Below are 24424 nucleotides of genomic sequence, written 5' to 3'. Positions count from 1 at the left end.
GACGGCCTCCCGGTCAGCGGCCGGACGTGGCCGACGCGGTCGATGCCGCCTGCGCCGAACCGGCGGGCGGGGTGGCCGGCGGGGAGGCGGGCGCGGACTCGGGCGCCGACGCGGCGTCCCCCGGCAGGCGGACGTCGGCGGGCCAGCGGTTGATCGCCATCAGGCGCTGGCGCAGGATCGGGTGCGTCATGCCGGCGCCGTAGGCGCGGCGCGCGGCGTCGACGGCCAGGTCGACCTCGTTGAGGTCCATCGCGACCATGCCGACGTTGTAGACCGAGAACGGGTTGTCGCCGGCCGCGGCCAGCTTGTTGGCGGCCTCCAGCTGCTCCTTGGCGGCGGCGGCCTTGCCCTTGCCGTTCAGGAACCCGGCATAGATCAGTCGCACGATGATGTCGTCCGACTTCCAGGTCAGCGCGCGCTTGAAATAGCAGTCGACGGTGAACAGCGCCTCGGGCGGCTGGTCGCGCTTGGTGCGCTCGCCGTAGAGCATCATCGAGACCAGCGCGCGGTGGTGGTTCGGGAAGGCGCGCAGCGTGTAGTCGATGTCGCTGCCGATGCTGCCGCGCTTGCACTTGACCAGCGCCTCGCAGGTGTCGATGAAGTGGGCCCCCTCCACCATCTGCAGCGGCGACATCTGCTTGGTCACCGGATCGATCTCCGGCATGTCCTTGTACTGGCGGTAGTCGAACGGGCCGTAGTTGTTGGCCAGTCCGCCGCAGCCGATCCCCTGCGCGACGGCGGCATGGGCGGCGACGGCGCCAGCCAGGGCCAGCACCAGGGGGCGCCAGGAGGCGCGAAGGGCGCGGTGGGAAGCGGGGAGGGACATGGCGGGGCTCCGGTGAGGCCGGGGAGGGCCGGGCGGGCGATCAGGCGACGGCCGGCACGCCGCGCACGAACTCGGCGGTCAGCCGTTCGACGTGGGCGCGCCAGGCGGCGGTCGAGAAGGTGTGGTCCGCGTCGGGCAGGTCTTCGCGGCGCAGGCCGGGACGGTTCAGCAGGCCCTGCCAGGCGGGGCCGCCGTCGCGGCAGCGGTCCTGAAACTCGCGGGCGCAGACATCGTCGCCCGACAGGATCAGCAGCACCGGGCCGCCGAAGGCGCGCAGGCCGTCGGCCATCTGCTCGGTGTAGTGGCGGGTGTCCGCGGCGGGCGCCGGCGCGCGGCTCTGTGCCAGCTTGCCCAGCAGCTCGCGCACGGCGCCCAGGCCCACGCGGCCGCTCAGCAGCTTGCGCCAGAAGGCCGGCTGGCGCAGCCGGTCGAGGTAGTAGTGCTTGACCTGCGCGCGGGCCAGGCTGGTCGCGGTGCGGACCCAGGGGTTGGCCAGGCACAGGCCGGCCACGCGCGGGTCGCGGCGGCGATGCACGTACAGCAGCGCGGCGGAAGCGGCGTCGCACAGACCCCAGAGGACCACGCGCTTCAGCGATGGATGTTCGCGCTGCCAGGCGTCGATCGCGGCGGCGATGTCGGCGTCGACCTGCTCGAAGTCGCGCTGGTCCCCCTGCGCGTCGCCCATGCCGCGGTAGTCCAGGCGCAGGCAGGGCACGCCGGCGCCGGCCAGCGCGCGGCCCAGCAGCGTGAACTGGCGGTGGCTGCCCACGCGGTATTGCGGGCCGCCGACGATCAGCAGCACGCCGGTATCGGAGGCGGCGAGGACCGGTTCGCTCAACAGGCCGACCAGCGTCTGGCCGTCGCAGTCGGCACGCAGCACGCTGTCGCGATGCGCGGGCTTGAGCGGCGTGATCAGCGTGTTCATGCGGCCTCCGCCTCGACCGGCCGGGTCGCGAAGTCCGCATCGGCGGTGAGCGCGGCGAGGCTGGCCTCGATCAGGCGCGGGGCTTCCTCGATCTCGATGGCGGCCCAGAACGACGGACCCTGGCAGACGGCGGCGCGCACCGCCGCGCCTTGCGCAGTCCAGGCGTCGACGGCCATCGTCGCGGCGGGGGTGAGCGTCGCGTCCTCGCGCGTCGACAGCTCCAGCCAGGCGATGCGGCGCACGCGCGCCGACGGCTTCAGCTGGGCGGACTCGAGGCCTTCGGCCAGCGCGGGCGCAAGCAGGTAACCGGCGATCTCGACCGGTTCGCCGCGGGCGAGCTGGTCGCGCATCGCCTGCACGGCGCCTTTCGCCTGGCCGCCGATCAGGTCGGCGGCGACGCGCAGGCGCATGAACTGTTGAAGCTGGAGCTTGCCGGCGGTCAACGGCTGCCAGAGCAGCAGGTTCAATGGCCGGTCGGTCAACGCCTCGAAAGCCGCCGGCGCCAGCAACGCGCCGGCGCGCAGGCCCCACAGCCACAGCGGCGGCTTCATGCCGTCGGTGCCGGGCAGGGCACGGGCATCGAGCCAGTCGAGCGCCAGGCGCACGTCGTCTTGCCAGAGGCCCCAGGCGGCGTCGCCGAAGTCGCCGCTGCTGTCGCCGCAGCCGAGCAGGTCGATCGTCAGGACCTCGAAGCCCGCGGCGGCGAACGCGCGCGCGGCGAGGGCGGTCATGCGGCGGGACTTGTTCATCTCCTCCGCGAACGGCGGCAGGAGCAGGATCTGGCCGCGCGGCGCCGTTTCCCCGGTCGCGGCAGCGGCGGGCGGGTAGTGGACGCACAGCCGCTGGCCGCCGGCGCCGTCATCCAGGAAGAACGGCACGGGGGCCGTGGCTGGCGTGGACGGCGTGGAGGCGGCCATGGCGAAGGGGCGCGGCGGTCGCGCCCGTCAGGCGGCGAGCTTGCCGTTCACGAAGTCCAGCAGCGCGCCGACGGTGGCGAAGGTGGCGCCGTCGATCTCGTCGTCGTCGACGACGATGCCGAACTGTTCCTCGAGCGCGGTGATCAGGCTGACGACCGCCATGGAGTCGAGCTCCGGGATCGCGCCCAGCAGCGCGGTGTCGACGGTGAAGGCCTTGGCGCGGCCCTCCAGGCTGAGGACGTCGTCGAGGATGGCGAGCAGGTGTTGTTGGGTGTTCATGGTCGGGGCGGATCTTAACTGGGGCCCCCTCTGGGAACCCCTGAGGCGCCCCCTCATCCCAAGGGGATCTTCCCGGCATCGTGAGGGATTGCCAGGGGGCCGCGTGAGATACTTTTTCATGACCGCCGCCATCGACAGCCACCTGCTTCCGCACCTGATCCGGCACAGCGCCGAACGCGATCCGGCGGCCCCGGCGCTGCGCGACGGCGCCCGGTCGCTGACGTATGCGGAACTGGCCACGCAGGTCGAGGCGCTGGCCCACGGCCTGCTCTCGCTGGGCCTGGCACGGGCAGAGCGCGTGGGCATCTACCTGGACAAGCGGCTGGAGACGGTGGTCGCCAGTTTCGCCGCGCCTGCGGCGGGCGGCGTGTTCGTGCCGGTCAACCCGATCCTGAAGCCCGAGCAGGTCGGCTTCATCGTGCGCGACTGCGACGTGCGCGTGCTGATCACTTCGCGGGACCGCTTCGCGTCGCTGCAGCCGGTGCTGGCGCAGTGCCCGTCGGTGCGGCACGTCGTGGTGGTGGATCCTGCGCCGGATGCAGTCCCGGACGGCTGGGTCCGCTACAGCGACCTGCTGGACGCGCCGGCGCAGCCGGCGCACCGCGTCATCGACACCGACATGGTGGCGATCCTCTACACCTCCGGCTCCACCGGCCGGCCCAAGGGCGTGGTGCTGTCGCACCGCAACATGGTGGCCGGCGCGAAGAGCGTCGCCAGCTACCTCGGCAACCGTCCCGAGGATCGCCTGCTCGCGGCGCTGCCGCTGTCCTTCGATGCCGGCTTCAGCCAGCTGACGACGGCCTTCCACGCGGGCGCGTCGGTGTCGCTGTTGAACTACCTGATGCCGCGCGACGTGCTCAAGGCGCTGGAGCGCGACCGCATCACCGGCCTGACGGCGGTGCCGCCGCTGTACATCCAGCTCGCGCAGCTGGAATGGCCGGCGCCGATCGACGCGCAGCTGCGCTACTTCGCCAACACCGGCGGCCGCATGCCGCGCGAGACGCTGAACCTGCTGCGCCAGCGCGTGCCGTCGGCGAAGCCCTTCCTGATGTACGGCCTGACGGAGGCCTTCCGCTCGACCTACCTGCCGCCGGAAGAGGTCGACCGCCGGCCCGACTCGATCGGCAAGGCGATCCCGAACGCCGAGATCCTGGTGCTGCGCGAAGACGGCACGCCCTGCGCGCCGGACGAGCCCGGCGAGCTGGTGCACCGCGGCGCGCTGGTCGGCCTGGGCTACTGGAACGACGCCGAGAAGACGGCCGAGCGCTACAAGCTGCTGCCGTCCGGCGCGGCCGGCCGGGAGTCCGGTCTGCAGCTGCCCGAGTACGCGGTCTTCTCCGGCGACAACGTGCGCCAGGACGCCGAGGGCTTCCTGTACTTCATCGGCCGGCGCGACGAGATGATCAAGACCTCCGGCTATCGCGTCAGCCCGACCGAGGTCGAGGAGATCCTGTACGCGACACAGCTGGTGGGCGAATGCGTGGCCTTCGGCGTGGACCACGCGACGCTGGGTCAGACGATCCAGGTGATCGCGACGCCGCCGGCCGGTGCCGACGCGCTCGACGGCGCCGCGCTGCTGGCGCAGTGCAAGGCCCGCATGCCGGCGTACATGATCCCCGCCGGGATCGAGGCGACGGCCGGCCCGCTGCCGCGCAACCCCAACGGCAAGATCGATCGCAAGCTGCTGAGCACCGAATGGGTGGCGAAGCAGGAAGCGCAGTGAACCCGCCGAACACACGCCGAACACACGCTGAATACCCGCTGAAACCCTGCTGAAGAACCGGTGACGAATCCCGTGAGCAACGACGACAAGACCTCCGCCGCGCCCGTCAAGGCCGCGCCGCAACATGCGCCCATGGACCAGTTCACCGCGCGCGACGGCGTGCTGCAGATCGGCGGCCAGTCGCTGGCGCGGCTCGCGGACCGCGTCGGCCGCACGCCGTTCTACGCCTACGACCGCGCGCTGCTGACGCGCCGTGTCGAGGAACTCCGCGCCGCGATGCCCGCGAAGCTCGAGCTGCACTTCGCGATGAAGGCCAACCCGATGCCGGTGCTGGTGGCGCACCTGGCGACGCTGGTGGACGGCATCGACGTCGCCTCGGCCGGCGAGCTGCAGGTCGCGCTCGATGCCGGCGCCGATCCGCGCGAGATCAGCTTCGCCGGTCCCGGCAAGAGCGCGCTGGAACTGAAGCAGGCGCTGGCCGCCGGCATCCTGATCAACATCGAATCCTTCCGCGAGGTCGAGCTGCTGCGCACGCTGTGCGCGGAGACCGGCTACGCGGCACGCGTCGCGGTGCGCGTCAATCCGGACTTCGAGCTGAAGTCCTCGGGCATGAAGATGGGCGGCGGTCCCAAGCAGTTCGGCGTCGATGCCGAGCAGGTGCCGGCGCTGCTCGCGCGCATCGGCGAGGCGGGTCTCGGTTTCGAGGGCTTCCACCTCTTCGCCGGTTCGCAGAACCTGAAGCCCGAGGCCATCGTCGAGGCGCAGCTCAAGAGCTTCGAGCTCGCGCTGCGGCTGGCGAAGGACGCACCGGCGCCGGTGAAGGTGCTGAACCTCGGCGGCGGCTTCGGCATTCCGTATTTCCCGGGCGAGCAGCGCCTGGACCTGACCAGCATCGGCGCCAACCTGGCCGCGCTGATCGAGCGCGCCGCGGTCGAGCTGCCGCAGGCGAAGCTGGTGGTCGAGCTCGGCCGCTACCTGGTCGGCGAGGCCGGCGTCTACGTGTGCCGCGTCGTCGACCGCAAGGTCTCCCGGGGTCAGGTCTTTCTCGTCACCGACGGCGGCCTGCATCACCACCTGGCGGCCTCCGGCAACTTCGGCCAGGTGATCCGCAAGAACTATCCGGTCGCCATCGGCAACCGCATCGGCGGCGAGCCCGAGGCGGGCGTGTCCGTGGTCGGACCGCTGTGCACGCCGCTGGACCTGCTGGGCGAGCGCATGACGCTGTCGCACGCCGAGCCGGGCGACCTGGTCGTCGTCTTCCAGTCCGGTGCCTACGGCATCACGGCCAGCCCGCAGGGCTTCCTGAGCCATCCGGGCGCGGCGGAGGTCCTGGTGTGAGTTCCGCTCCGCGTCTGGCGCAGCTCGATGCCCTGCGCGGCATCGCGGCGCTGGCGGTGGTGCTGTTCCACTACACGACGCGCTACGACCAGCTCTTCGGCCACGCGCAGCCGCCGGCGGTCTCGTTCCCGTACGGGTACCTGGGCGTGAACCTGTTCTTCATGATCAGCGGCTTCGTCATCTTCATGACGCTGGAGCGCACCGCGCGGCCGATGGACTTCGTGGTCTCGCGCTTCAGCCGGCTCTACCCGGCGTACTGGGGCGCGATCGTGCTGACCTTCGCGCTGACCCATGCGATCGGGCTGCCCGGCAAGACCGTCGGCTGGGACGTGCTGCTGGTCAACGTGACGATGGTGCAGGGCTTCTTCGGCGTGGCGCATGTCGACGGCGTGTACTGGACACTGGAAGTCGAACTGCTGTTCTACGCCTGGGCCTTGCTGAGCTTCCGCGTCGGCGGCGCGGCGGGACTGCGGCACTTCCTGTTCGCGTGCCTGGCGCTGCGGCTGGTCTACGCGGCGGCGAAGACCTTCTGGGGCGTCGACCTGCCGTGGGTCGGGCAGCGCTGGCTGCTGCTGCCCTACCTCTGCTGGTTCGCGCTCGGCGTGACGGTCTACCGCCTGAGTCGCCGGGACGCGGGTTCCGCCTGGGACTGGGCGCTGGCGGCGGCGGCGATGCTCGTGATCGGCGTGGTCGAGGACTGGGGCCTCGCGGCGCTGGCGGCGGCGTTCTACGCGGTGCTGTTCGGCGCGGCGCGCGGACGCTGGACCTGGCTGGAGCATCCGGTGCTGCTGTGGCTGGGGGCGATCTCGTACACGCTGTACCTGCTGCACGAGAACATCGGCTGGGCGGTGTTGCGCCGGCTGGAGTCCTGGGGTGTCGAGGTGCACCTCGCCATCGCGCTGACGATGGCGCTGTCGGCGGTGCTGGCGTATGGCCTCACCACCCTCGTGGAGCAGCCGGGGATGCGCTGGATCCGCGACCGCTATCGTGCGCGGCGGCAGGCGTCGTCACCGGCACCCGCCGGCGGCTGAGGCGGACGGCGACACCGAGCGCGAAACGCGAAACGCGAAGCGGGGCATGCGGCGTGTCGTTGCCGGGGCGGAGACAATGCGCGCTTCCCCTTGCAGTCGATGACGCCCCTGATGACCGAAGAACGGAAGAATTCCCTGATCCCGCTGGCGATCGGCGCGGTGGCGCTGCTGTCCTGCGGCGGCATGATCGCCGCGGGCGTGGCGATGCTGCGCAACGGCAAGCCCTCGACGCCTGCGGACGACCTCGCGCAGCGGATCACCACCATCCACGACATGCCGGTGACGGCGCCCGACTGCGGCACGGTGTTCAAGAACGAACAGCCCGTCGTGATCGTGGTGATGGGTCAGTCCAACGCGGCGAACCATGCCGACCCGATCCCGCCGGCGGCCGCGCCGGTGCCGCCGATGCCGGTGCTGCATCTGGGCGGTTGCGGTCTGGCGAGCGCGCCGGTACCAGGTGCCACCGGCACTGGCGGCAGCCTCTGGCCCGCAGTGAACCAGGCACTCGGCGGGCGCTGGCAAGGCCATCCGATCGTGTGGGCGGTCGTGGCCGTGGACCGGAGCTCGATCGCCGAATGGACCGGGCCAAATACCCCGCTGCGCAGCTACTGGCAGACGCAGATGGACCGCATCAAGGGCACGCGCTGGCCGGTGGCGGCAGTGCTGTGGCAGCAGGGCGAGGCCGACGCGCGCGATCGCACGGCGATGGCCGACTACCGCGATGCGCTGGCGGCGCTGCGCGCCGGCGTGGCCGCGCGGGGCGTCGACGCGCCATGGTGGATCGCGCGCTCGACCTACTGCCCGCCGCATGACGGCGGCCAGGTGCGCGAGGCCGTGCGGGAGCTGCTCGCCATTCCCGACAGCGGCTTCCGCGCGGGTCCGGACACCGACGCGATCGGCGCACCGCTGCGCAACGGCTGCCACTTCACGGTGGACGGCGCGGCGCGCGCGGCGACGTTGTGGGCGCAGGTGCTGAAGCCGGCGGCGACGGGCCGATAGACCGGTCTCGTCGCGACGGCGTTCCGACGCCGTTTCGACGGTGTCGCAGGGGCGTCGCGACCTCGTCGAGACGACGTTGAGCCTCCCCTCGCGCCTGTGGCGCGGATGCGGCGCGCCCGTCCATTCCCCCTTTGTAGGAGCGTGTCCGGACGTCGAGACAGGTATCGTCGCCGGTCGCGACGGGCGGAGATCCGCCCCGTGATGCCGAGTCCAGGGAGGGACGATTGAACGCACGCCGACTTGCGCCGCTGCTGGCGATGATCCTGATGGCCACGGGGGCGGCCGCCGAGGAGACCCCGGACAAGGCGCCGGAGAAGGTCCTGGACAAGAACCGCTGCGTCATCGAGGCGATGACCATCCCGGTGCGGCTCGTGGAATCGCGACCGGTCGCGACCCTCCAGCTCAACGGGGTGGCGGTGCCGATGCTGGTCGACAGCGGGGCCTTCTACAGCTTCCTGAGCGCGTCGACGGCGCAGCAGCTGGCGCTGCCGTTGCGCCGGCCGCCGGGCAACCTGAAGGTCTACGGCGTCACGGGGCCGGTGGAAGGCCTGCGGGTCACGACGGTCCAGCGCGTGGCGCTGGAGGGGGCGACGCTGGAGCATGTCGAGTTCATCGTCGGCGGCAGTGAACTCGGCGCCGGGATCATGGGCGTGCTGGGCCGCAATTTCCTGTCGATCGCGGACACGGAATACGACCTGGCGCACGGTGTGGTGCGGCTGGTGTCGCCGCAGGGCGAGTGCAAGGACCGGTCGCTGGCCTACTGGGCGGGGGACGCGCCGGTGATCGAGGCGCCCCTGCTGCGCTACGGCCGCAACGACCGCGCCGTCCGCGTCGAGGTGCAGGTCAACGGTCGCAAGCTGGAGGCGCTCATGGACACCGGGGCGCCCCAGACGTCGTTGACCTTGAGCGCCGCGCGCAAGGCGGGCATCGCGGAGGCGGACATGACGCCGGGCGGTCGTTCGGGCGGGGCGGGCGCCGATCTCGCGCAGTACTGGGTCGCCAACGTCGAGCGCTTCGAGCTGGGTGGCGAGAAGGTCCGCGACAACCGGATGAAGGTCTCCGACGTCAGCGGGCGCGATCAGGACATGCTGCTGGGCCTGGACTATTTCCTGGCGCACCGGGTGTACGTGTCCCGCCTGCAGGGCAAGGTCTACGCGACCTGGAACGGCGGCAAGGTCTTCGCGCCGAGCCGGCCGGCCAGCGCGGTCTACAACGCGAGCTACGCGGCCAAGGCCGAGGAGATCGCGGCCGACGACGCCGACGGCCTCGCGCGGCGGGGCAATGCGTCGCTGGTGGCGGGGGATGCGGCGCGCGCGCTGGAGGACCTGGATCGCGCGATCCGGCTGGCGCCGACGGTGGCGGGCTACTTCGACTCGCGGGCCCGCGTGCAGATCGCGCTGAAGCGGCCGAAGGCGGCCCTGGCGGACCTGGACGAGGCCTTGCGCCTGGATCCGGCGCTGGCCGAGGCGCGCCTGCGCCGCGTGTCCCTGCGCTTCGCGGCCAAGGACACCGACGGCGCCGCGGCGGATCTGGGCGAACTGGACGCCACGCTGCCGCCCGCGTCCAACCTCCGGGCGACGATGGCCACGACCTACGCGCGCCGCGGCCAGGTGCCGGAGGCGTTGCGCCAGTTCGAGCTCTGGATCGGCAGTCATCCCAAGGACCTCCGCCTGGCGGCGATGCTGGGGGAGCGCTGCTGGATGCGGACGCGGCTGAACCTGGAGGCGGAGAAGGCGGTCGACGATTGCAAGGCGGCGATCGACCGGGACGAGGACGAGCCGGCATACCACTGGCAACTGGGCTGGGCCTGGCTGCGGCAGGGCGACGCGACTCGGGCGCGCAAGGCCTTCGACCAGGCGATCACGAGGAAGCCGTCGGCATGGGCGCACTACGGGCGTGCGGTGGCGCTGTTCAAGCTCAACGAGACGGACAAGGCGCGCCAGGAGCTGGAGGCCGCGCGCAAGCTGACACCGGCGATCGATGAGAGCGTGAAGAAGGCGGGGTTCGATGCGTTGGTCGTGGCACCGGCGGGATCGACATCGGCGCCTGCCTCAGCCGCCTCCCTTTGATGGACGTGGCGAGGCGGCGGAGTCCGATGTCGAGGGTGACCATCGATGGATCGAATTCGATGCTTTGCGGCGAGAAAGCATGGAATTCAATACGCCTGAAGCGCATGCTGGAAGTCCTCGCCCAGCAGTTCGACATGCCGGTCCGCGATCCGCGATCCGCGATCCGCGGTCCTCGGGGCTGATGCCCGCGCGCGGCGAGGGGCCCGCCTAGTCCGGCGTCTGGATCGTCAGCCACGGCCAGCGTCGCTGGTACGACGCGGCCTTGCGTTCGAAGAGCTGGCGATGCGGCACCAGCGGATTCATCGCGAGCAGGCCTTGGTACAGGCCTTCCAGACCGTACGGCGCGTAGACCTCGCCTGGCCGCACGCCGACGCAGGTCGAGGGTACGAGGAAGCGCTCGATGCCCGCGCGTGAACTGTGCAGTGGCTCGTAGGGCTCTCCGAAGTCCTCTTCGTACCAGAGGTGAACGCGCGCCTGGTTGGCGGCCTCGACCGTGATGCCCAGGTCGCCCAGCACCCCGTCCGCGCGGGCCTGGACGCGCCGCTCGGCCTCGGCGCTCAGGTCGTCCGGGTCGAAGTAGAAGAGGTCGTAGTCCTTGATGTCCGCCGTCGGCGGCTTGCCGTCCCGCAGATTCCAGACGGTCTGGAACAGGCAGCCCGCGACCAGCCAGCCGTCGGGCAACGCGAGCGCGTCCCAGCGGTCCAGGATCGCGCGGTTGTTGGGGTTCTTCAGCAGGTCCGCGACGAAGCGGTCCTGGAGGTTCGGCGACAGGGGTGCGTAGGACATCGTGCCATTCTGGCCGTGCCGCCCGAGACACGCCGGTCAGTGGAATCCCTCTCTGGCGGACGCCCTCGCTGCTGGCCCGTCCCCGCCTGCCCCTCTCTGATGGACTCCCTCTCCCGCTTGCGGGAGAGGGAAGGGGTGAGGGCCAGCAGCGGCGTAAAAGCTCCAACCCTCCCGCGCCTCACCGTCCTGTCGTGCGAAGCGCGTCCGCCTCCGGTAGCCGCACCATCTCCGGCACGCTGACGACCACCAGCGCCTGATCGGGCGACAGCGACGACAGCTCGATCGACTCGCCCGCGTTCTCGCGCCGCGCGCCGGGCTCGCGGGTCTGCGCGGCACGACAGGCCGTCTCGTTGGCGCAGATGATCACGCGCAGCCAGCGGTCCTGGTGCCGGATGCGGACCTCGGCCTGGTCCCAGTGCACCGGCAGGCAGGCCGTGACGCGCAGCCGGCCCTGCTCGACGACGACGCCGCAGATCGACTCCAGCGATGCCCGCAGCAGCCAACCCGCCGAGCCGCTGTACCAGCTCCATCCGCCGCGCCCGACCCAGGGCGCGTGCGAGTAGATGTCGCCGGCCATCACGTAGGGCTCGATCGCATAGGTCGGACCGAGTCGCGGATCGGCCCAGCGGTGCGCCGGGCTCAGGCCGGTGTAGACCTGCCACATCGTGTCGCGCTGCCCCAGCCGCGCCAGCGCCATCAGCGACCAGACCGCCGCGTGGTTGTACTGGCCGCCGTTCTCGCGCACGCCCGGCGCATAGGACTGGATGTAGCCCGCGCTCGGTTGTGCCATCGCCAGCGGCGGGTGCAGCAGACGCGCCAGCTTGGCGACCGGGTCGAGCAGGTGCGCGCAGGCACTCGCCATCGCCTGCCGCGCGTGCGCCGGATCAGCCGCCGAGGTCAGCACGGCCCAGCTCTGCGCGATCAGGTCGATCTTGCACTCCGCGTTCTCCGATGAACCCAGCGGCGAGCCGTCATCGAAGAAGCCCCGCCGGTACCACTGGCCGTCCCAGCCGGGACCATCCAGCGCCGCGATCCAGCCGTCCCGCGCCGCCTTCCAGCGCTGCACGCGCTCGTGCTCGCCGCGCGCCGTCGCGACCGGCGCGAAGTCCTCGATCACCTGCGCCAGGAACCACGCCATCCACACCGATTCGCCCTTGCCCTCGTGACCGACGCGGTTCATGCCGTCGTTCCAGTCACCGGTGCCGAACAGCGGCAGGCCATGCGGCCCGCTGTCCAGGCTGCGGTCGATCGCGCGGGCCGCGTGCTCATAGACCGAGGCCATCGGGCCGTCGGTCCGCGGACTCTCGTAGATGTCCTCGGCGCCCTCGGGCACCTGCTGCCCGTTGAGGAAGGGCACCGCATCCTCGAGCAGCGTCAGGTCGCCGGTCCGCACGAGGTAATGCGCGAGCGCATACGGCAGCCACAGGCGGTCGTCCGAGAAATGCGTCCGCACGCCGGCGCCGCCCGGTTCGTGCCACCAGTGCTGCACGTCGCCCTCAGGGAACTGCCGTGCCGCGCTCCGGCGGATCTGGTCGGCCAGCAGCTGCGGCGCGACGTCCGTCAAGGCCATCGCATCCTGCAACTGGTCGCGGTAGCCGAAGGCACCGCCCGCCTGGTAGAAGCCGGCGCGCGCCCACATGCGGCAGACCAGCGTCTGGTACGGCAGCCAGTGGTTGGTCAGCGCGTCGAAGCGCGGATCCGGCGTCGACACCTGCAGCCCGCCCAGCAGCTCCGGCCACTGCCGCCGCTGGCGGTCCAGCCGCGTCGCCGGATCGACCTTCCACGCCGATTCCATCAGCGCATGCGCGGCGTCCGGCGACGGCGCGTGGCCGAGCAGGACGGTCAGTTCCGCCGGCTGCGCGCCGTCGAGCTCGATGCGCGCGCTCAGCGCCGCGCAGGCATCGAGACCGCTGCCGCAGCGGCGGCTCAGCGCCTCGGGCAGCACCATGCGGCCGGCGCTGTCGAAGAACTCCCGGCGGTCGCAGGTCCAGTCCTGCTGGTCGAGACGCACGCGCACCGGGCCCGCATCGCCGCCGGATGTACCGCCCGCGCTGCTCACGTCGCTCGCACCACGAGCACCAGGAGCACCGCTGCCGTCGCCCCGTTGCCGCGGGCGGATGCACAGGGCCGCCGTCGCGTCGCCGAAGCCGCCGAGGTGATCCAGCTGCGTCGCCTGCAGGGCGAGCGCGCGTTCCGGCTGCGGCAGGCCCGCGCCGAGTTCGCCGACCGTCAGCCAGTCGTTGTGCGTCGTCACCGACAGGCGCTCGCTGCGCGCACTGCCGAGCTGCCACTCGGCCAGCGCGACCAGCCGCAGGCGGCGGCGTGACCTGGCCGCGGAGTCGATGCGCACCTGCACCTGCTTCACCGAGGCGTCGCGGTCCACGCACCAGCAGAGGTCGACCTGGAGATCGCCCAGCCGCTGCCGGCTGCGCGAATAACCGATGCCGTGCTCGATCGACAGCGGCGCGTCGCGGCGCAACTGCCGGCCCAGCGGCCAGACGCGGCCGTTGTCCAGGTCATGCAGCAGCAGCCACTCGCCGGGCGGGTCGATCAGCGGATCGTTGGACCACGGCGTCACCTGATGCATCCGGCTGTTGCCGGCCCAGGTGTAGCCCGCGGCGATCTCGGTGACCTGGCAGCCGAAGTCGCGGTTCGCCAGCACGTTGACCCAGGGCTTGGACGGGTGCCGGTCCGGCGAGACCTCGAAGGAGAAACCGCCGTGGTCCGGATCGAAGCGGCCTTCCGGCGGACGCGGCGTCGCCTCCGGCAGGGGACGCTCGGCCAGCGCATGGGCCACCGGCAGCCGTTGGGACTCGTTCGTCGGCGCCGTGTCCTCGATCCAGCGCTCGAGCTGCTGCGACAGCGGTCGTCCGTCCGCCTGCAGCCGCAGCCGCGTCAGCGTCTGCAGCGTGAAGCGCTCGTCGGGTTGCAGGTCGCCGTCGCGCAGCACATGCAGCGCCGAGCACAGGTGCCCCGGCCGGCCTTGCGCCTGGCCTTGCAAACGCGATTGCAAGGCTTGGAGAGCCTGCTGCACCGGCGCGTTGTACGAGGACGGTTCCTCGTTCAGCACGACGAGGTCGATGCCGACCGCATGCGTGGTCCACATGCGCAGCGCCTTCTTGAGCGCGCGGATCAGGTCGATGCCTTCCTCGCCAGTGACGGTGACCATGAGGAGGGGCCGGTCGCCGGAGATGCCGAAGCGGTACAGCGCGCGGCGATCGCAGCGGCCGCGCGGCTCGCGGACCGGCGCCGGCTCGCGCACCGCCTGGCCGGTGACCAGCGTGTTGAGCTGCAGCAGCGCGCCCCAGGTCGCGGTGTCGAACTGCAGTTCGCGCAGCCGGATGCCGCCCATCGTGTGCGACATCGAGGCGGAACGCTCCACGTGCGCCGACTGCCGGTACTTGTCGACCAGCGCGCGCAGCAGGTCGCCGTCGCGCGAGGCCGCCGTGCAGAAGGTCAGCCGCACCGTCGCGCCCGGCGCGAGGTCCAGCCCGACCCGCAGGCCGGCGATCGGATCCAGCCCGGTGTCGAGCAGCCGGCCCGGTTCGCCGGCGGCGGTCACGTCGGCCTCGTCGTCGACGAACTCGGGCCGCGCGTCGCCGACCGGCCGCGTCGTGCTGCCGTAGCGGCCCAGCCAGCGACCGCGATCGGCGATGGGCAGCACCTCGCGAAGCGTGTAGCCGTCAGACCGGCATTCCGCCGTGTCGCCGTCGCGTCGCGGCCCCTTGCCGCAGGCCGCGCCGCCGTCGACACCGGCCAGGAAGAACACCGCCCGCATCGCGGCCTCGTCGAACAGCCGCGGCCGGCGTCGCAGGTGCAGTGCGTGTTCCGCCTCGTCCCAGCGGGCCTGGATGAACAGGTTGGAGAAGGCCGGGTGGGCCTCGTCGCCCCGTTGCGGCGCGAGCGTGGCCTCGAAGGACGAGACCAGGTCCAGCGCCAGCGGCCTGGTGCCGCGGTTCGTGAGCTCGACCTGACGCAGTTCGCAATCGTCCTCGGGGCTCACCCACACCGTGGTGCAGCTGTGCAGGTCGGGCCAGGCGGCCTCGAAGAGCACGCGCTCCGCCTGCATGCGCGCTTCGTAGCGCGCGCGCGGATCGGGCGCCGGACGGGCGGTGTTGCTGAACCAGTCGTCCTCGCCCGCCCGGCGCAGCATCGTGAAGCTGCCGTGCTGGTCGCGCAGCAGGTCGTCGCGCCAGCGCGTCACCGCGACGCCGTCCCAGTTGCTGTAGCCGCCACCGTGGCTGCGCAGCACCACCGAGTAGCGGCCGTTGGTCAGCATGTGCGTCAGCGGCAGGGTCTCCGCCAGCGGATCGCTTTCGCGCACCATCCGCGCCTTGCGGACCTGGCGCGAGCGCGGCATCGGATCCGTGGTCTCCGTGGACAGCGGGGCCACCTCGCGCGGCGCGCGTTCGTGCAGCAGCGTGGCCACGGCCTTCACATGCGGATCGCTCATCAGCCAGCGGCGCGGCGCGTCGTCGGCCAGCAGGTTGGTCAGTGCGACGAAGCCCATCGCCTGGTGGTGGGCCATGTAGGTCTGCACCAGCGTGAACCCTGCGCCGGCGGTCTGCCGCTGCGGCGTGTAGTCGACCGCCTCGATGAAGCCGAACGCGCCGCGCGCGCCCAGGCGCTCGAAGTCCTGCAGGTTGGCCACGACCCGCACCGGCGCGACGATCGCGGCCATCACGGCCGCATAGGGCGCCAGCACGCGTTCGTCGACGGCCAGCCGCGCCAGCGCCAGCGTCTGCACGCCCTGCGGTCCGTACTGGTAGGCGAGGGTGTGGTCCTGCCCGGCGATGGCCGATTCGGAGATGCCCCACGGCGTGCCCTTGCTGCCCGCCTCGAAGCGCTGCTCCGCGACCGCCGTGCGGATCGCGCGGCCCAGCGCGCTGTTGGCCGGCTCGCGCAGGACCAGCGAGGGCATCAGGTACTCGAACATCGAGCCCGTCCAGGACTTCAGTCCCAGCGAATCGCCAGCGACGGTACCGGCCCCGTCGCGCGAGAAGAACGGCCGTCCCAGCGAGCGCCAGTGCTCGGGCGGCAGGTCGCCCTTGGCGATCGCGATCAGGCTGGTGAGCCGCGCCTCGCTGGCCAGCAGGTCGTAGTGGTTGTCGTCGAGCTGCTGCGCGTCGCCGCGCCAGCCGATGCGCAGCAGGCGGCGCTCGGGGTCGTACAGCGGGCGGTAGTCGGCCTCCAGGCCGAGTTTGCGCGCGCGACGGGCGAGCTCGCGCAGGTGCTGTCGCGCCTCGGCGAAACCGGCACCATGGTCGCGCCAGAAGGATTCCAGCTGGGCGATCAGGTCGCGCAGCAGCCAGTGCGCCGCCGTCGCTTCGTAGGACTCCGCGGTGGCGAGGCCGTCGAGCTCCGCGCGCGCCGCCGCGACCTGCGCGCGCAGCACGGCCTGTTGTTCCTCGGCGTCGGCGCCAGCGTTCTCGGGGGTGATCAACGCGGCCACCAGCGAGGCGCCCGCGCTCAGCACGCCGTCGTTGGCCAGCGGCGGCTGCATCACGCGCAGCCGGTGCAGTGTCTTCGCCAGCGCATCCCGCGGTGCGGCGGCAAGCTGCTCCGGGGTCATCTCCGCCGCCAGTTCGCAGGCACGGGCCACCGTCAGCAGATGGGCCGAGCAGTTGCCGCTGTCGACCGCCGAGACGTATCCCGGCGCGAGCACGACCAGCGACTCGGTGTCGTACCAGTTGTAGAAGTGGCCGTGCCAGCGCGGCAGGCGCTCCAGCGTGTCCAGCGTCGCCGACAGCCGCTCCGTCATCGACACGACGCCGATGAAGCCCATCTCCCGCGCGCAGGCGATGGTCAGCAGGTACAGGCCGATGTTGGTCGGCGAGGTGCGGTGCGCCACCAGCAGATGCGGCGTCAGCTGCACGTTGTCCGGCGGCAGGTGGTTGTCGGCGGCGCCGACGTGGGTATCGTAGAAGCGCCAGGTGTCGCGTGCGAGCTGCCAGAGGTAGGCGCGGCCTTGCGGATCGAGCTCCGCCTCGCGCTGCAGCAGCGGCGCCCGCGGCGCGCTGGTCCACCAGATCCACAGCGGGGAGAGCGCCCAGACGATGAGCAGCAGGACCGTCGCCGTGCCGTCGACTGGTGCGCCGGACAGCGCCGCCGCTGCCAGCACGCCGCCGAGCACCGCGGCCGCGATCGGCACGCGCAGGTGCTGACGGACGAGCGCCGGCAGCTCGCGCTTGGCCGCGGCCTGGGCGGCGGCGGCGGTCGTCCATTCGAGCAGTCGCCGGCCCGACACGGTCTGGCGCCACAGGGCGCGGCCGATCGCGTCGAGGTACAGCAGCGACAGGTGCAGCAGCAGCGCGACGTGCCACGCCGCCAGGCCCAGCGCACGGCGCAGGTCGAGCGCGGTCTCGCGGTAGAAGTGCCGTCGCGCCAGGCCGTCGCGGCTGGGCACCAGCCCGGCCAGCGCGCCCACCAGCGGTCCGATCGCGAAGGCGGCGGCGACGACCGCCAGCGTCAGGCCGAAGGGCAGCACCCCGGTGCCCAGGACCAGCAGCATCAGGCCGAGCGACATCGGCGCGACCAGCGAGCGGCGCAGGTTGTCGATCAGCTTCCAGCGGTTGATCGGCGGGATGCCGTAACGGCCGGCGCGGGCGATGAAGGGCAGCAGTTGCCAGTCGCCGCGCGTCCAGCGATGCAGCCGCGCATGCGAGACGTCCGCATGCATCGGCGAGTCCTCGACCAGCGTGATGTCGGAGACGCCGGCGCAGCGCGCGATGCTGCCTTCCAGCAGGTCGTGGCTCAACACCTGACCCTCGGGCAGGCGCGCGTCGAGCACCGCATGGCAGGCGCGCACGTCCAGCAGGCCCTTGCCGGTGAAGCTGCCTTCGCCGAACAGGTCCTGGAAGATCTCCGAGCTCACGGCGCTGTACGGGTCGATGCCGAACTGGCCGACGAACAGGCGGTGGTACGGCGTGCTCTCCTTGTCGTCCGGCATGGGCGCGAGCACGCGCGGCTGCAGGATGGCGTAGCCCTCGACGACGCGACGGCTCGCGGCGTCGACGCGCGGCCGGTTCATCGGATGCGCCGCGGTGCCGACGAGCGCCCGCAGGCGGCCCGGCGGCATGTCGGTGTCCGCGTCCAGCGTGATCAGGTGGCGCACGCCGGGCGCGGGCCGCGACAGGGGGCCGAAATCGACGAAGGGCGAGGTCCCGGCCGAGGTCGCGAGCGTGCGCAGCAGCAGCTCGATCTTGCCGCGCTTGCGCTCCCAGCCGATCCAGCGGCGCTCGGTCGACGACCATTCGCGCTGGCGATGCAGCAGCAGGAAGCGCGGCTGGCCGTCGGCCAGCGGACCGTGGCGCTCGTTGAGCGCCGAGATCGCGTCCGCGGCGGTGACGACGATCATCGTGTCGCCGGGCTGGTGTTCCTCGTAGGCATCGGCATGGTCGCTGAGCAGCGCGAACTGGACGAGGCGCTCGGGATTGGCGAGGTGGTGCTGTTCCAGCTGCGCGATCAAGGGCGCGATGGCGTCCTCGTTGGGCAGCAGCACCGGCATCACGACGAGGGTGCGCTCCGCGTCGGGCAGGCCGGCGGAGAAGTCCAGCCGCGGCAGGCGCGCGGGGCGCGCGAGCTCGCTGATCCAGCGGTTCGTCAGGGCCACGACGGCCTCGCTGATCGGACCGGCGGCCAGCACCGCGGCGGTCCACAGCAGCCAGGTGGCCGCGCCGGGGCGGGCCTGGCTCATCAGCCAGTACAGGCCGAGCAGCCCCAGCAGCGCGAGGCCGCCGAGGTAGGCCACCGCCGCCCAGCGTTGACCGGGCGCGGTGTCGTGCGGCGGCCAGCGGCGCTCGCGCAGGCCCAGCGCCGCGAGCAGCGTCGGCCGGCCGGCGCCACGCCACCAGTAGACCGGTGCGCTGCGGCGGTCGGGCTCGCCGCCCTCCGGCGGGCCGGCGCGCTGAGTCAGTTCCAGCAGCTGGCGGGCGATGTCGAGTTCGCTCTTCTCACACTTGCGCGCGAGTGCCTCGATCTCGTGCAGCGTCATGTCCTGCGTGTCCGCGGCCTCGGCGGCGAACACCGGCGACCGGCCCAGCGTCTGCATCACCGGGCTGACGGTCTGGATCAGACGGCGCCAGTCGGTCTGATCGATGCGACGCAACGCGGTGATCGCGTTGCGGATGCTTTGCAGGTCGCGGATCGATTCGTCCTGCTGGCGTCCCAGCGCCTGCGCCGGCACGTGCAGCCGCGTGCTGAGCCAGGCGGCCAGCTCGCCCCGCAGCGGTTGCGGCAGTTCCTCGAGGCGGTGGTCGAGCTGCAGCCAGAAAGCCTCGACGACACCGCGTTCCTTCATGCGCGGCTCCAGCCGCGTGATGGTGTCGATGCCGGTCTCGGTGGGCCGGCCGTCGTACCAGTGGTGGACGACGTCACGTGCAGCCTGCAGCGTCGCGAAGCGCTCGGCCAGGCGGCGCAGGTTCTCGACCAGCACGACACGCAGCGTCGTCGGCAGCGCCCAGAGCTCGGCCAGCGACAGCGCGCGCTCCTCCTGGTAGGCGCGCAGATAGGCGGCCAGCAGCTCGGTGTCGAAGCCGCCGTCGGTGTGCGCGACCCAGGCCCACGCGACGCCGTAGATGCGCGGCAGGCCGGCCAGCGGCTCGTCACGCAGGCGCGGCAGCAGCCGGAAGAAACCACGAGGCAGGCCGCGACGGACCTGGTGCATCTGCTCGTCGATCAGCGCGGCGTTGTCCAGCAGCCATTTGCCGGCGGCGCCGAGGTGGCGGAAGTCGCGATGGCGCTTCTCGATCAGTCGCCGCGTCTGCTGCAGCATCGCGACGTTGTCGTCGAGCCGCGGAAAGAACTGGCCGGCGCCGGCCGTTCCCTGGACCGCCTGCGCCTGCGCGAGGCTGCGCCCATGTTGTTCGAAGCGCGCCTGGCCGAACAGGACGGCCCGGACCGGGGGCTCGATCGTGCCGAGCGACGGATCGAGCAACGCAAGTTCTTCCGCAATTTCAGGGGCGCTGCAGCCCCTGGATCCGGAGAGCGTTCCGACGAAGCCCCCGGCTCGGTCACGGGGGTCGGGTTGGGTCGTTCGCGCTCCGGACTTCGGTCATAGCCAGTGGGCAAACAGGCCGAGGGTGACGGCGCTGAGCGCAGCGGTGGTGGCCAGCCGTGGCAGCACGAGGCCACGCGCACGTTCAGCGAACAACGCGACGCCGAACCATCGCCCTCGGGCCTTCGCGCACTGGAGCAGGTGGCGCTGAAGCGCCTGGTCGTACAGGTGCGGGACGGCGGTGCCGACCGCACCGACCTGGACGATCGGGCTGAGCGGGCCGACTGGGCTGTTCATGGTGGGAACCTCTCTGCAAGTGGATGAAGCGGTCTGAAACCGGACGTATCAACTCGGCAAGCACCATGCCTGCGCAAGCAATCGGTCCGGCCGCCGCCGATGGCCATCCAAATACCCATGCCACGGCATGAATTCGAGCGCGATGTCAACCGCGCGGGAAGACCCTTCGTGTCCCTGTCTTGTCCCTGCCGGTGACGCCGGATGTCCCTTGACTGTCACCGAGGCCGTGCTCGCGCCTGTCCCCTCCGCCAGCTTGTCCGACAGTCGCCGGAGCCTGCGGTTCAGAGGGAGGACACCGCGGGTCTCAGAGGAGAGGCGACGCCGCGCAAGCCCGATGGACAGGGGCTTGCGCGGCAGGCTGCCTCGAATGAGGGGGCTGTCCCCGCTTAAGAGATAGGGGTGCGCGGGCCGCCCACCGACTCCTAGACTTCGCAGCAATCGCATCGCAACAGGGGCGCCATCGGCGCACAGGAGGGTGATCATGCTCGCGACAGCCTGGTTCCAGAGAAGCCGACACAATGGTGCCCGACTCTTCGCAAGAGGGGTCCTCCTGGCAGCCGCTGCGGCGGGCCTGCTCGGCCTGTCCGCGGCGCCCGCCGCCGCCGCGCCGATCACGCTCACCACGACCCAGACCTCGGTCGTGCTGGACGCCGGGGACAGCGTCGTCATCACCGGCCAGATCACCAACATCAGCGGCGGCCCGCTGCTGACCACCGACTTCTTTCTCTCGCTCAGCGGCTATCCGTTCCCGTTCGTGGACGTGACGCCGCTGCTGGGTGATCCCGAAGTGGTGATCCCCGACCGCACGATCAGCCCGGTGCTCGACCTGCTGATGATCGCGACGCTGCCGGACATCCTCGCGGATCTGAACTTCGACCTCTCCATCCTGCTGTCGGACATCAACGGCAACTTCGCCGAGGAGGTGCTGGTGGGGGTGACGGTGCGCGCCGCGGCGGCGAGCGGCGTGCCGGAGCCCGGCACGCTCGCCCTGGCGCTGGTCGCGCTGGTGCCGCTGGTCGCGCGACGTGTCCATCGCCGGGCCGACCCAGCCGGTCCGTCCCCGGCGCTGCTCGCGGGCACCTGAGCACGGACGGCCGGCGGATCACGCCGCCGGCCGCGTTCCTCTCCCGTCACCCGCAGCGACCGGCCTTCGGGCATCCACGGACGCGCCCGGCACGACGGGTCCACTTCGACTCTCTTCGAGACATCACAAGGGGCAGGCATGGCCACAGTCGTCTCCGCGCGCGTGACCCTCGGCGCGCCATTCATCCAGCGCTTCGCCGGTCAGGTGAGGTTGAACATCCCGTTGATGAACATCGGTGAATCGGCGCTCCAGGGCGTGCAGATCACCAGCATCACCTACGGCAGCGCGACGCGGCAGAGCCCGCCCAACGCGCCCATCGTGCTGGGCACGCTCGGGGCCTCGTCGTCGACGACCTTCGCCGGTCGTTTCTCCGACGCGGGGCTGACCGACAACGCCAACCTGCTGCTGACGGTGCGCGGGTCCTACGTCGTCGCCGGCGTGGCCTACGGCCTGACGGTCAGCCGCTATGTGCGGGTGCCGGCGGCGGGGAGCTTCCCGGCCGATGAGCTGCGCGCCTCGCTCGCGGTCACGACCACGCCCAATTACTGGAGCTATGCGCTGACCAACAACGAGCCGGCGGGCAGCGGCCAGCACATCGCGACGCTGTCGCTGTCGGTGAACGCGCCGGTGACGGTGACGGGCACGCCGGCGGGCTGGGAGGCGGACACCGACGGCATGACCTACGTGACCTGGGTCGCCTCGGACCTGGTCCCGCCGTATCCCAACCACGTGGCGCCCGGAGCGACCTTGTCCGGCTTCCAGCTGATGAGCCCGCGCACGAGCTCCGAATCGACCGGCGCGAGCCTGGTCGCCTGGGACCACGCGGCCGACGACGCCGGCAAGGTGTCCGCCGACTACACGCTGACGCCGTCGCGCGCCTGAGCCGCCACGGCAAGGAGTGATCCATGACAGAACGCACCTTCGGTTTCGGGCAACGCGTCGCCGCGCTTCTGCGGCGCGGCATGGGCGGGTTCTCCGCCAGCGACTCGCCCGCCTTGCGATCGGATGACGCCATCGATCTGCAGGGACACCTGGCGGACAACGCCTTCGACAACTTCACCCGCTCGCTGGGCAGCCAGGGCTCGCGCCGCGACGTGCTGAAGGTGTCGGTGCTCGGCATGTTCTCGACGCTGGCCGGCGGCCTGCTGCCGCGGACGGCGCAGGCGGCGGCGGACTGCCTGTGCGGACGTCAGCTCTACGACCCGGCGCTGCAGTGCTGCCTGCCCAGCGGCGCGATCGCCAACAAGCATCCGGTGGCGGACCTCGCGGCCTGCCCGAACAAGGTCGCACACCCCGGCTACAGCTGCACGCCCAACGGCTGCGGCGCGGCGGGCGGCACGCAGTTCCCGTCGCAATACGGCGCGGCCAGCTTCCTCGGCTGCTGCAACGGCCATGACTGCTGCTATGGCGAGTGCAACCAGGCCAAGGCCGGTTGCGACAACACCTTCTACAGCTGCATGACCGGCTCCTGCGACGCGGCCTATCCCGTCAACATGGTGCAGGTCGGACCGATCTCGGTGGACAGCAACAAGATCAAGCGCGGCGCCTGCAAGGCGGCGGCGGGGGCGTATTACCAGGCGGTCAACAACGCGGGCGGCGACGCCTTCACCGCCGCGCAGCAGGCCGGTTGCGATTGCTGCGGCACGCAGCCTTGCCCGACCTGCCCCGGCGGTACGTGCGGTGCGCTGCCGAGTTGCCAGGACCCCGGTTGCGTCTGCTTCCAGACCATCGAGGGCCGCGGCTTCTGCCATCTGCCGCAGTCGTGCGCGGGATTGCCGACCTGCTCGTCGTCGGCGGGTTGCCCGTCCGGATGGGCCTGCGTCAGCGTGACCTGCTGCGGCTCGACGCCGATCTGCATCCGACCCTGCTTCGTGGTCGGGTCGAGTCTGGCGGGCCGCTCGGCCTCGGTGCCCAGCTTCGGCATGACGACGGCCGGTCCGGCGCAGGGATCGAGCGAAATGCGGGCGAAATAACCGCAAGGCCTTGTCACGTCGCCCGGCCATTCGGCCGGGCGCAACCATTGGTGGCGACACCGCACATCGGAACGGGAAGGGAGACGCATCGTGGACATCCTGATCGTGTTGGGAGGCTGGTTCCTGGCGGGCGTGTTCGCGCTCGCGGCGTGGTCCAAGCTGGCGGAGCCGGACGCGACCGCGCAGGCGCTGCGCAGCTTCGGCGTGCCGGCGGCGCCGGCGCGCGCTGGCGCCTGGCTGCTGCCGCTGCTCGAATTCGCAGTGGCGCTGCTGGTGGTGCTGCCGTGGGCGCCGGCGCTCGGCATCGCGCTGGCGGCCGGCCTGCTGGCGGTGTTCGCCGCGGCGATGGCGGTGCAGCTGGCGCAGGGCAACAAGCCCTCATGCAACTGCTTCGGGCAGACGCGCTCGCAACCGATCTCGTGGGCCAGCGTGGCCCGCAACGGTCTGCTGGTCGCGCTCGCGGCGTGGCTGCTCTCGGGCGCGCTCGCGGCCGAAGGTGCGGCATCGTTGACCGGTACCCTGGTCTCCAGTGGACGGGGTCAGGTCTTGCTGTCGACCGTGCTGGTGCTGGCGGTGGGGTTGCTGGGCTGGTTGGTGCTGCATCTGGCCCGTCAACAGGGGCGCCTGCTGCTGAAGATCGATCACCTGGAACTGCGGCTGCAGTCGCTGGGCATCGAGCCCGCGGGCGGCGTGCCCAGCCTGGAGACGCTGGTGTCCAACCAGGTGCTGCATGTGGGGCAGGCGGCGCCGGCCTTCGCCGCGCCGACCGTGGCGGGCAACACGCGCACGCTGGCGGAGTACGTCGCGCAGTCGGGCTCGCAGCTGCTGGTCTTCGTCGGACCGCAGTGCGCGCCGTGCCACGAGGTGATGAAGGAGATGGCGTCCTGGCGCCGTCAGGACGGCGAACCGGTGCACTGGCTCACCATCAGCAGCGGCAGCGCCGAGTCGAACCGCACGACCTTCAACAACCTCGCGCCGGATCGCGTGGTGCTGCAGTCGGGGCAGGACATCAACCAGCTCTTCGGCGTGATCGCCACGCCGAGCGCGCTGTGGGTGGGCGCCGACGGCCGCATCCTGAGCACGGTGGCGGTGGGGCGCGACGCGATCCGCGCGTTGTACGACGCGCCGGTGCTGGCGCATGGTGAAGGTCACGCGCTGCCCTTGGCTTCCGCGTGATCGGCA

At 71.6% G+C, this 24424-nt stretch carries 16 protein-coding genes; 9 read left to right on the top strand and 7 right to left on the bottom strand.

Going from position 1 to position 24424, the window contains the following annotated elements; all coding sequences use genetic code 11:
* Nucleotides 1–13 precede the first annotated feature (13 nt).
* From ACQ859_RS22665 to ACQ859_RS22650, 4 genes are read right to left on the bottom strand one after another with little or no spacing between them, the layout of a single operon-like run.
* Nucleotides 14–826 (bottom strand): hypothetical protein, encoded by an 813-nt coding sequence (locus ACQ859_RS22665; protein WP_431262866.1) that lies wholly within the window; start codon nucleotides 824–826, stop codon nucleotides 14–16.
* 40 nt (nucleotides 827–866) lie between these two features.
* Nucleotides 867–1751: a hydrolase 1, exosortase A system-associated gene (locus tag ACQ859_RS22660; RefSeq protein WP_431262865.1), complete on the bottom strand. Its 885-nt coding sequence runs from the start codon at nucleotides 1749–1751 to the stop codon at nucleotides 867–869.
* Nucleotides 1748–2668: a hydrolase 2, exosortase A system-associated gene (locus ACQ859_RS22655; protein ID WP_431262864.1), complete on the bottom strand. Its 921-nt coding sequence runs from the start codon at nucleotides 2666–2668 to the stop codon at nucleotides 1748–1750. Before ACQ859_RS22655 ends, ACQ859_RS22660 begins: the two co-directional genes overlap by 4 nt.
* A gap of 27 nt (nucleotides 2669–2695) precedes the next feature.
* Entirely contained in the window at nucleotides 2696–2947 is a 252-nt protein-coding gene (locus ACQ859_RS22650) for an acyl carrier protein (RefSeq protein WP_431256399.1), read from the bottom strand.
* A gap of 118 nt (nucleotides 2948–3065) precedes the next feature.
* Here ACQ859_RS22650 and ACQ859_RS22645 point away from each other — a divergent pair, with 118 nt between their 5' ends.
* The 5 genes from ACQ859_RS22645 (at nucleotide 3066) to ACQ859_RS22625 (ending at nucleotide 10107) form a co-directional block, all read left to right on the top strand.
* The gene (locus ACQ859_RS22645; protein ID WP_431262863.1) at nucleotides 3066–4670 is read left to right on the top strand and encodes an acyl-CoA ligase (AMP-forming), exosortase A system-associated; all 1605 of its coding nucleotides are present in this window, start codon (nucleotides 3066–3068) and stop codon (nucleotides 4668–4670) included.
* 132 nt (nucleotides 4671–4802) lie between these two features.
* Entirely contained in the window at nucleotides 4803–6008 is a 1206-nt protein-coding gene (locus ACQ859_RS22640) for a pyridoxal-dependent decarboxylase, exosortase A system-associated (RefSeq protein ID WP_431266629.1), read from the top strand.
* Entirely contained in the window at nucleotides 6005–7039 is a 1035-nt protein-coding gene (locus tag ACQ859_RS22635; protein ID WP_431262862.1) for an acyltransferase family protein, read from the top strand. The genes ACQ859_RS22640 and ACQ859_RS22635 overlap by 4 nt, the downstream gene beginning before the upstream one ends.
* 111 nt (nucleotides 7040–7150) lie before the next feature.
* Nucleotides 7151–8038, top strand: coding sequence for a sialate O-acetylesterase (locus ACQ859_RS22630; RefSeq protein WP_431262861.1), 888 nt, complete (start codon nucleotides 7151–7153; stop codon nucleotides 8036–8038).
* Nucleotides 8039–8262: 224 nt separating this feature from the next.
* The gene (locus ACQ859_RS22625) at nucleotides 8263–10107 is read left to right on the top strand and encodes an aspartyl protease family protein (RefSeq protein ID WP_431262860.1); all 1845 of its coding nucleotides are present in this window, start codon (nucleotides 8263–8265) and stop codon (nucleotides 10105–10107) included.
* Nucleotides 10108–10314: 207 nt separating this feature from the next.
* Here ACQ859_RS22625 and ACQ859_RS22620 read toward each other — a convergent pair whose 3' ends face one another.
* The 3 genes from ACQ859_RS22620 to ACQ859_RS22610 all read right to left on the bottom strand — a co-directional run bounded on the left by ACQ859_RS22620 (nucleotide 10315) and on the right by ACQ859_RS22610 (nucleotide 20185).
* Nucleotides 10315–10893 carry a nucleotidyltransferase family protein gene (locus ACQ859_RS22620; protein WP_431262859.1) on the bottom strand — a complete coding sequence of 193 codons (579 nt, stop codon included), beginning with the start codon at nucleotides 10891–10893 and terminating at the stop codon, nucleotides 10315–10317.
* Between the two features lie 178 nt (nucleotides 10894–11071).
* Complete coding sequence (locus tag ACQ859_RS22615; RefSeq protein WP_431262858.1) at nucleotides 11072–19828, bottom strand: GH36-type glycosyl hydrolase domain-containing protein; 8757 nt, start codon at nucleotides 19826–19828, stop codon at nucleotides 11072–11074.
* 117 nt (nucleotides 19829–19945) lie between these two features.
* On the bottom strand, nucleotides 19946–20185 hold the full coding sequence (locus tag ACQ859_RS22610; RefSeq protein WP_431262857.1) for a hypothetical protein: 240 nt from the start codon (nucleotides 20183–20185) through the stop codon (nucleotides 19946–19948).
* Between the two features lie 481 nt (nucleotides 20186–20666).
* On the opposite strand from ACQ859_RS22610, the gene ACQ859_RS22605 reads away from it, so the two are divergent.
* From ACQ859_RS22605 to ACQ859_RS22590, 4 genes are all read left to right on the top strand, one after another.
* Entirely contained in the window at nucleotides 20667–21269 is a 603-nt protein-coding gene (locus tag ACQ859_RS22605) for a hypothetical protein (protein WP_431262856.1), read from the top strand.
* A gap of 138 nt (nucleotides 21270–21407) precedes the next feature.
* On the top strand, nucleotides 21408–22151 hold the full coding sequence (locus tag ACQ859_RS22600) for a hypothetical protein (protein WP_431262855.1): 744 nt from the start codon (nucleotides 21408–21410) through the stop codon (nucleotides 22149–22151).
* A gap of 23 nt (nucleotides 22152–22174) precedes the next feature.
* Nucleotides 22175–23242, top strand: coding sequence for a hypothetical protein (locus ACQ859_RS22595; RefSeq protein ID WP_431262854.1), 1068 nt, complete (start codon nucleotides 22175–22177; stop codon nucleotides 23240–23242).
* 90 nt (nucleotides 23243–23332) lie between these two features.
* Entirely contained in the window at nucleotides 23333–24418 is a 1086-nt protein-coding gene (locus ACQ859_RS22590; RefSeq protein ID WP_431262853.1) for a MauE/DoxX family redox-associated membrane protein, read from the top strand.
* The last annotated feature ends 6 nt before the right edge of the window (nucleotides 24419–24424 follow it).

This window comes from Roseateles chitinivorans, assembly GCF_050632235.1.
GTDB lineage: Bacteria > Pseudomonadota > Gammaproteobacteria > Burkholderiales > Burkholderiaceae_C > Roseateles > Roseateles chitinivorans_A.
The sequence above is the reverse complement of the archived record's forward strand: the minus strand, read 5'-3'. Positions and strand labels throughout refer to the sequence as shown.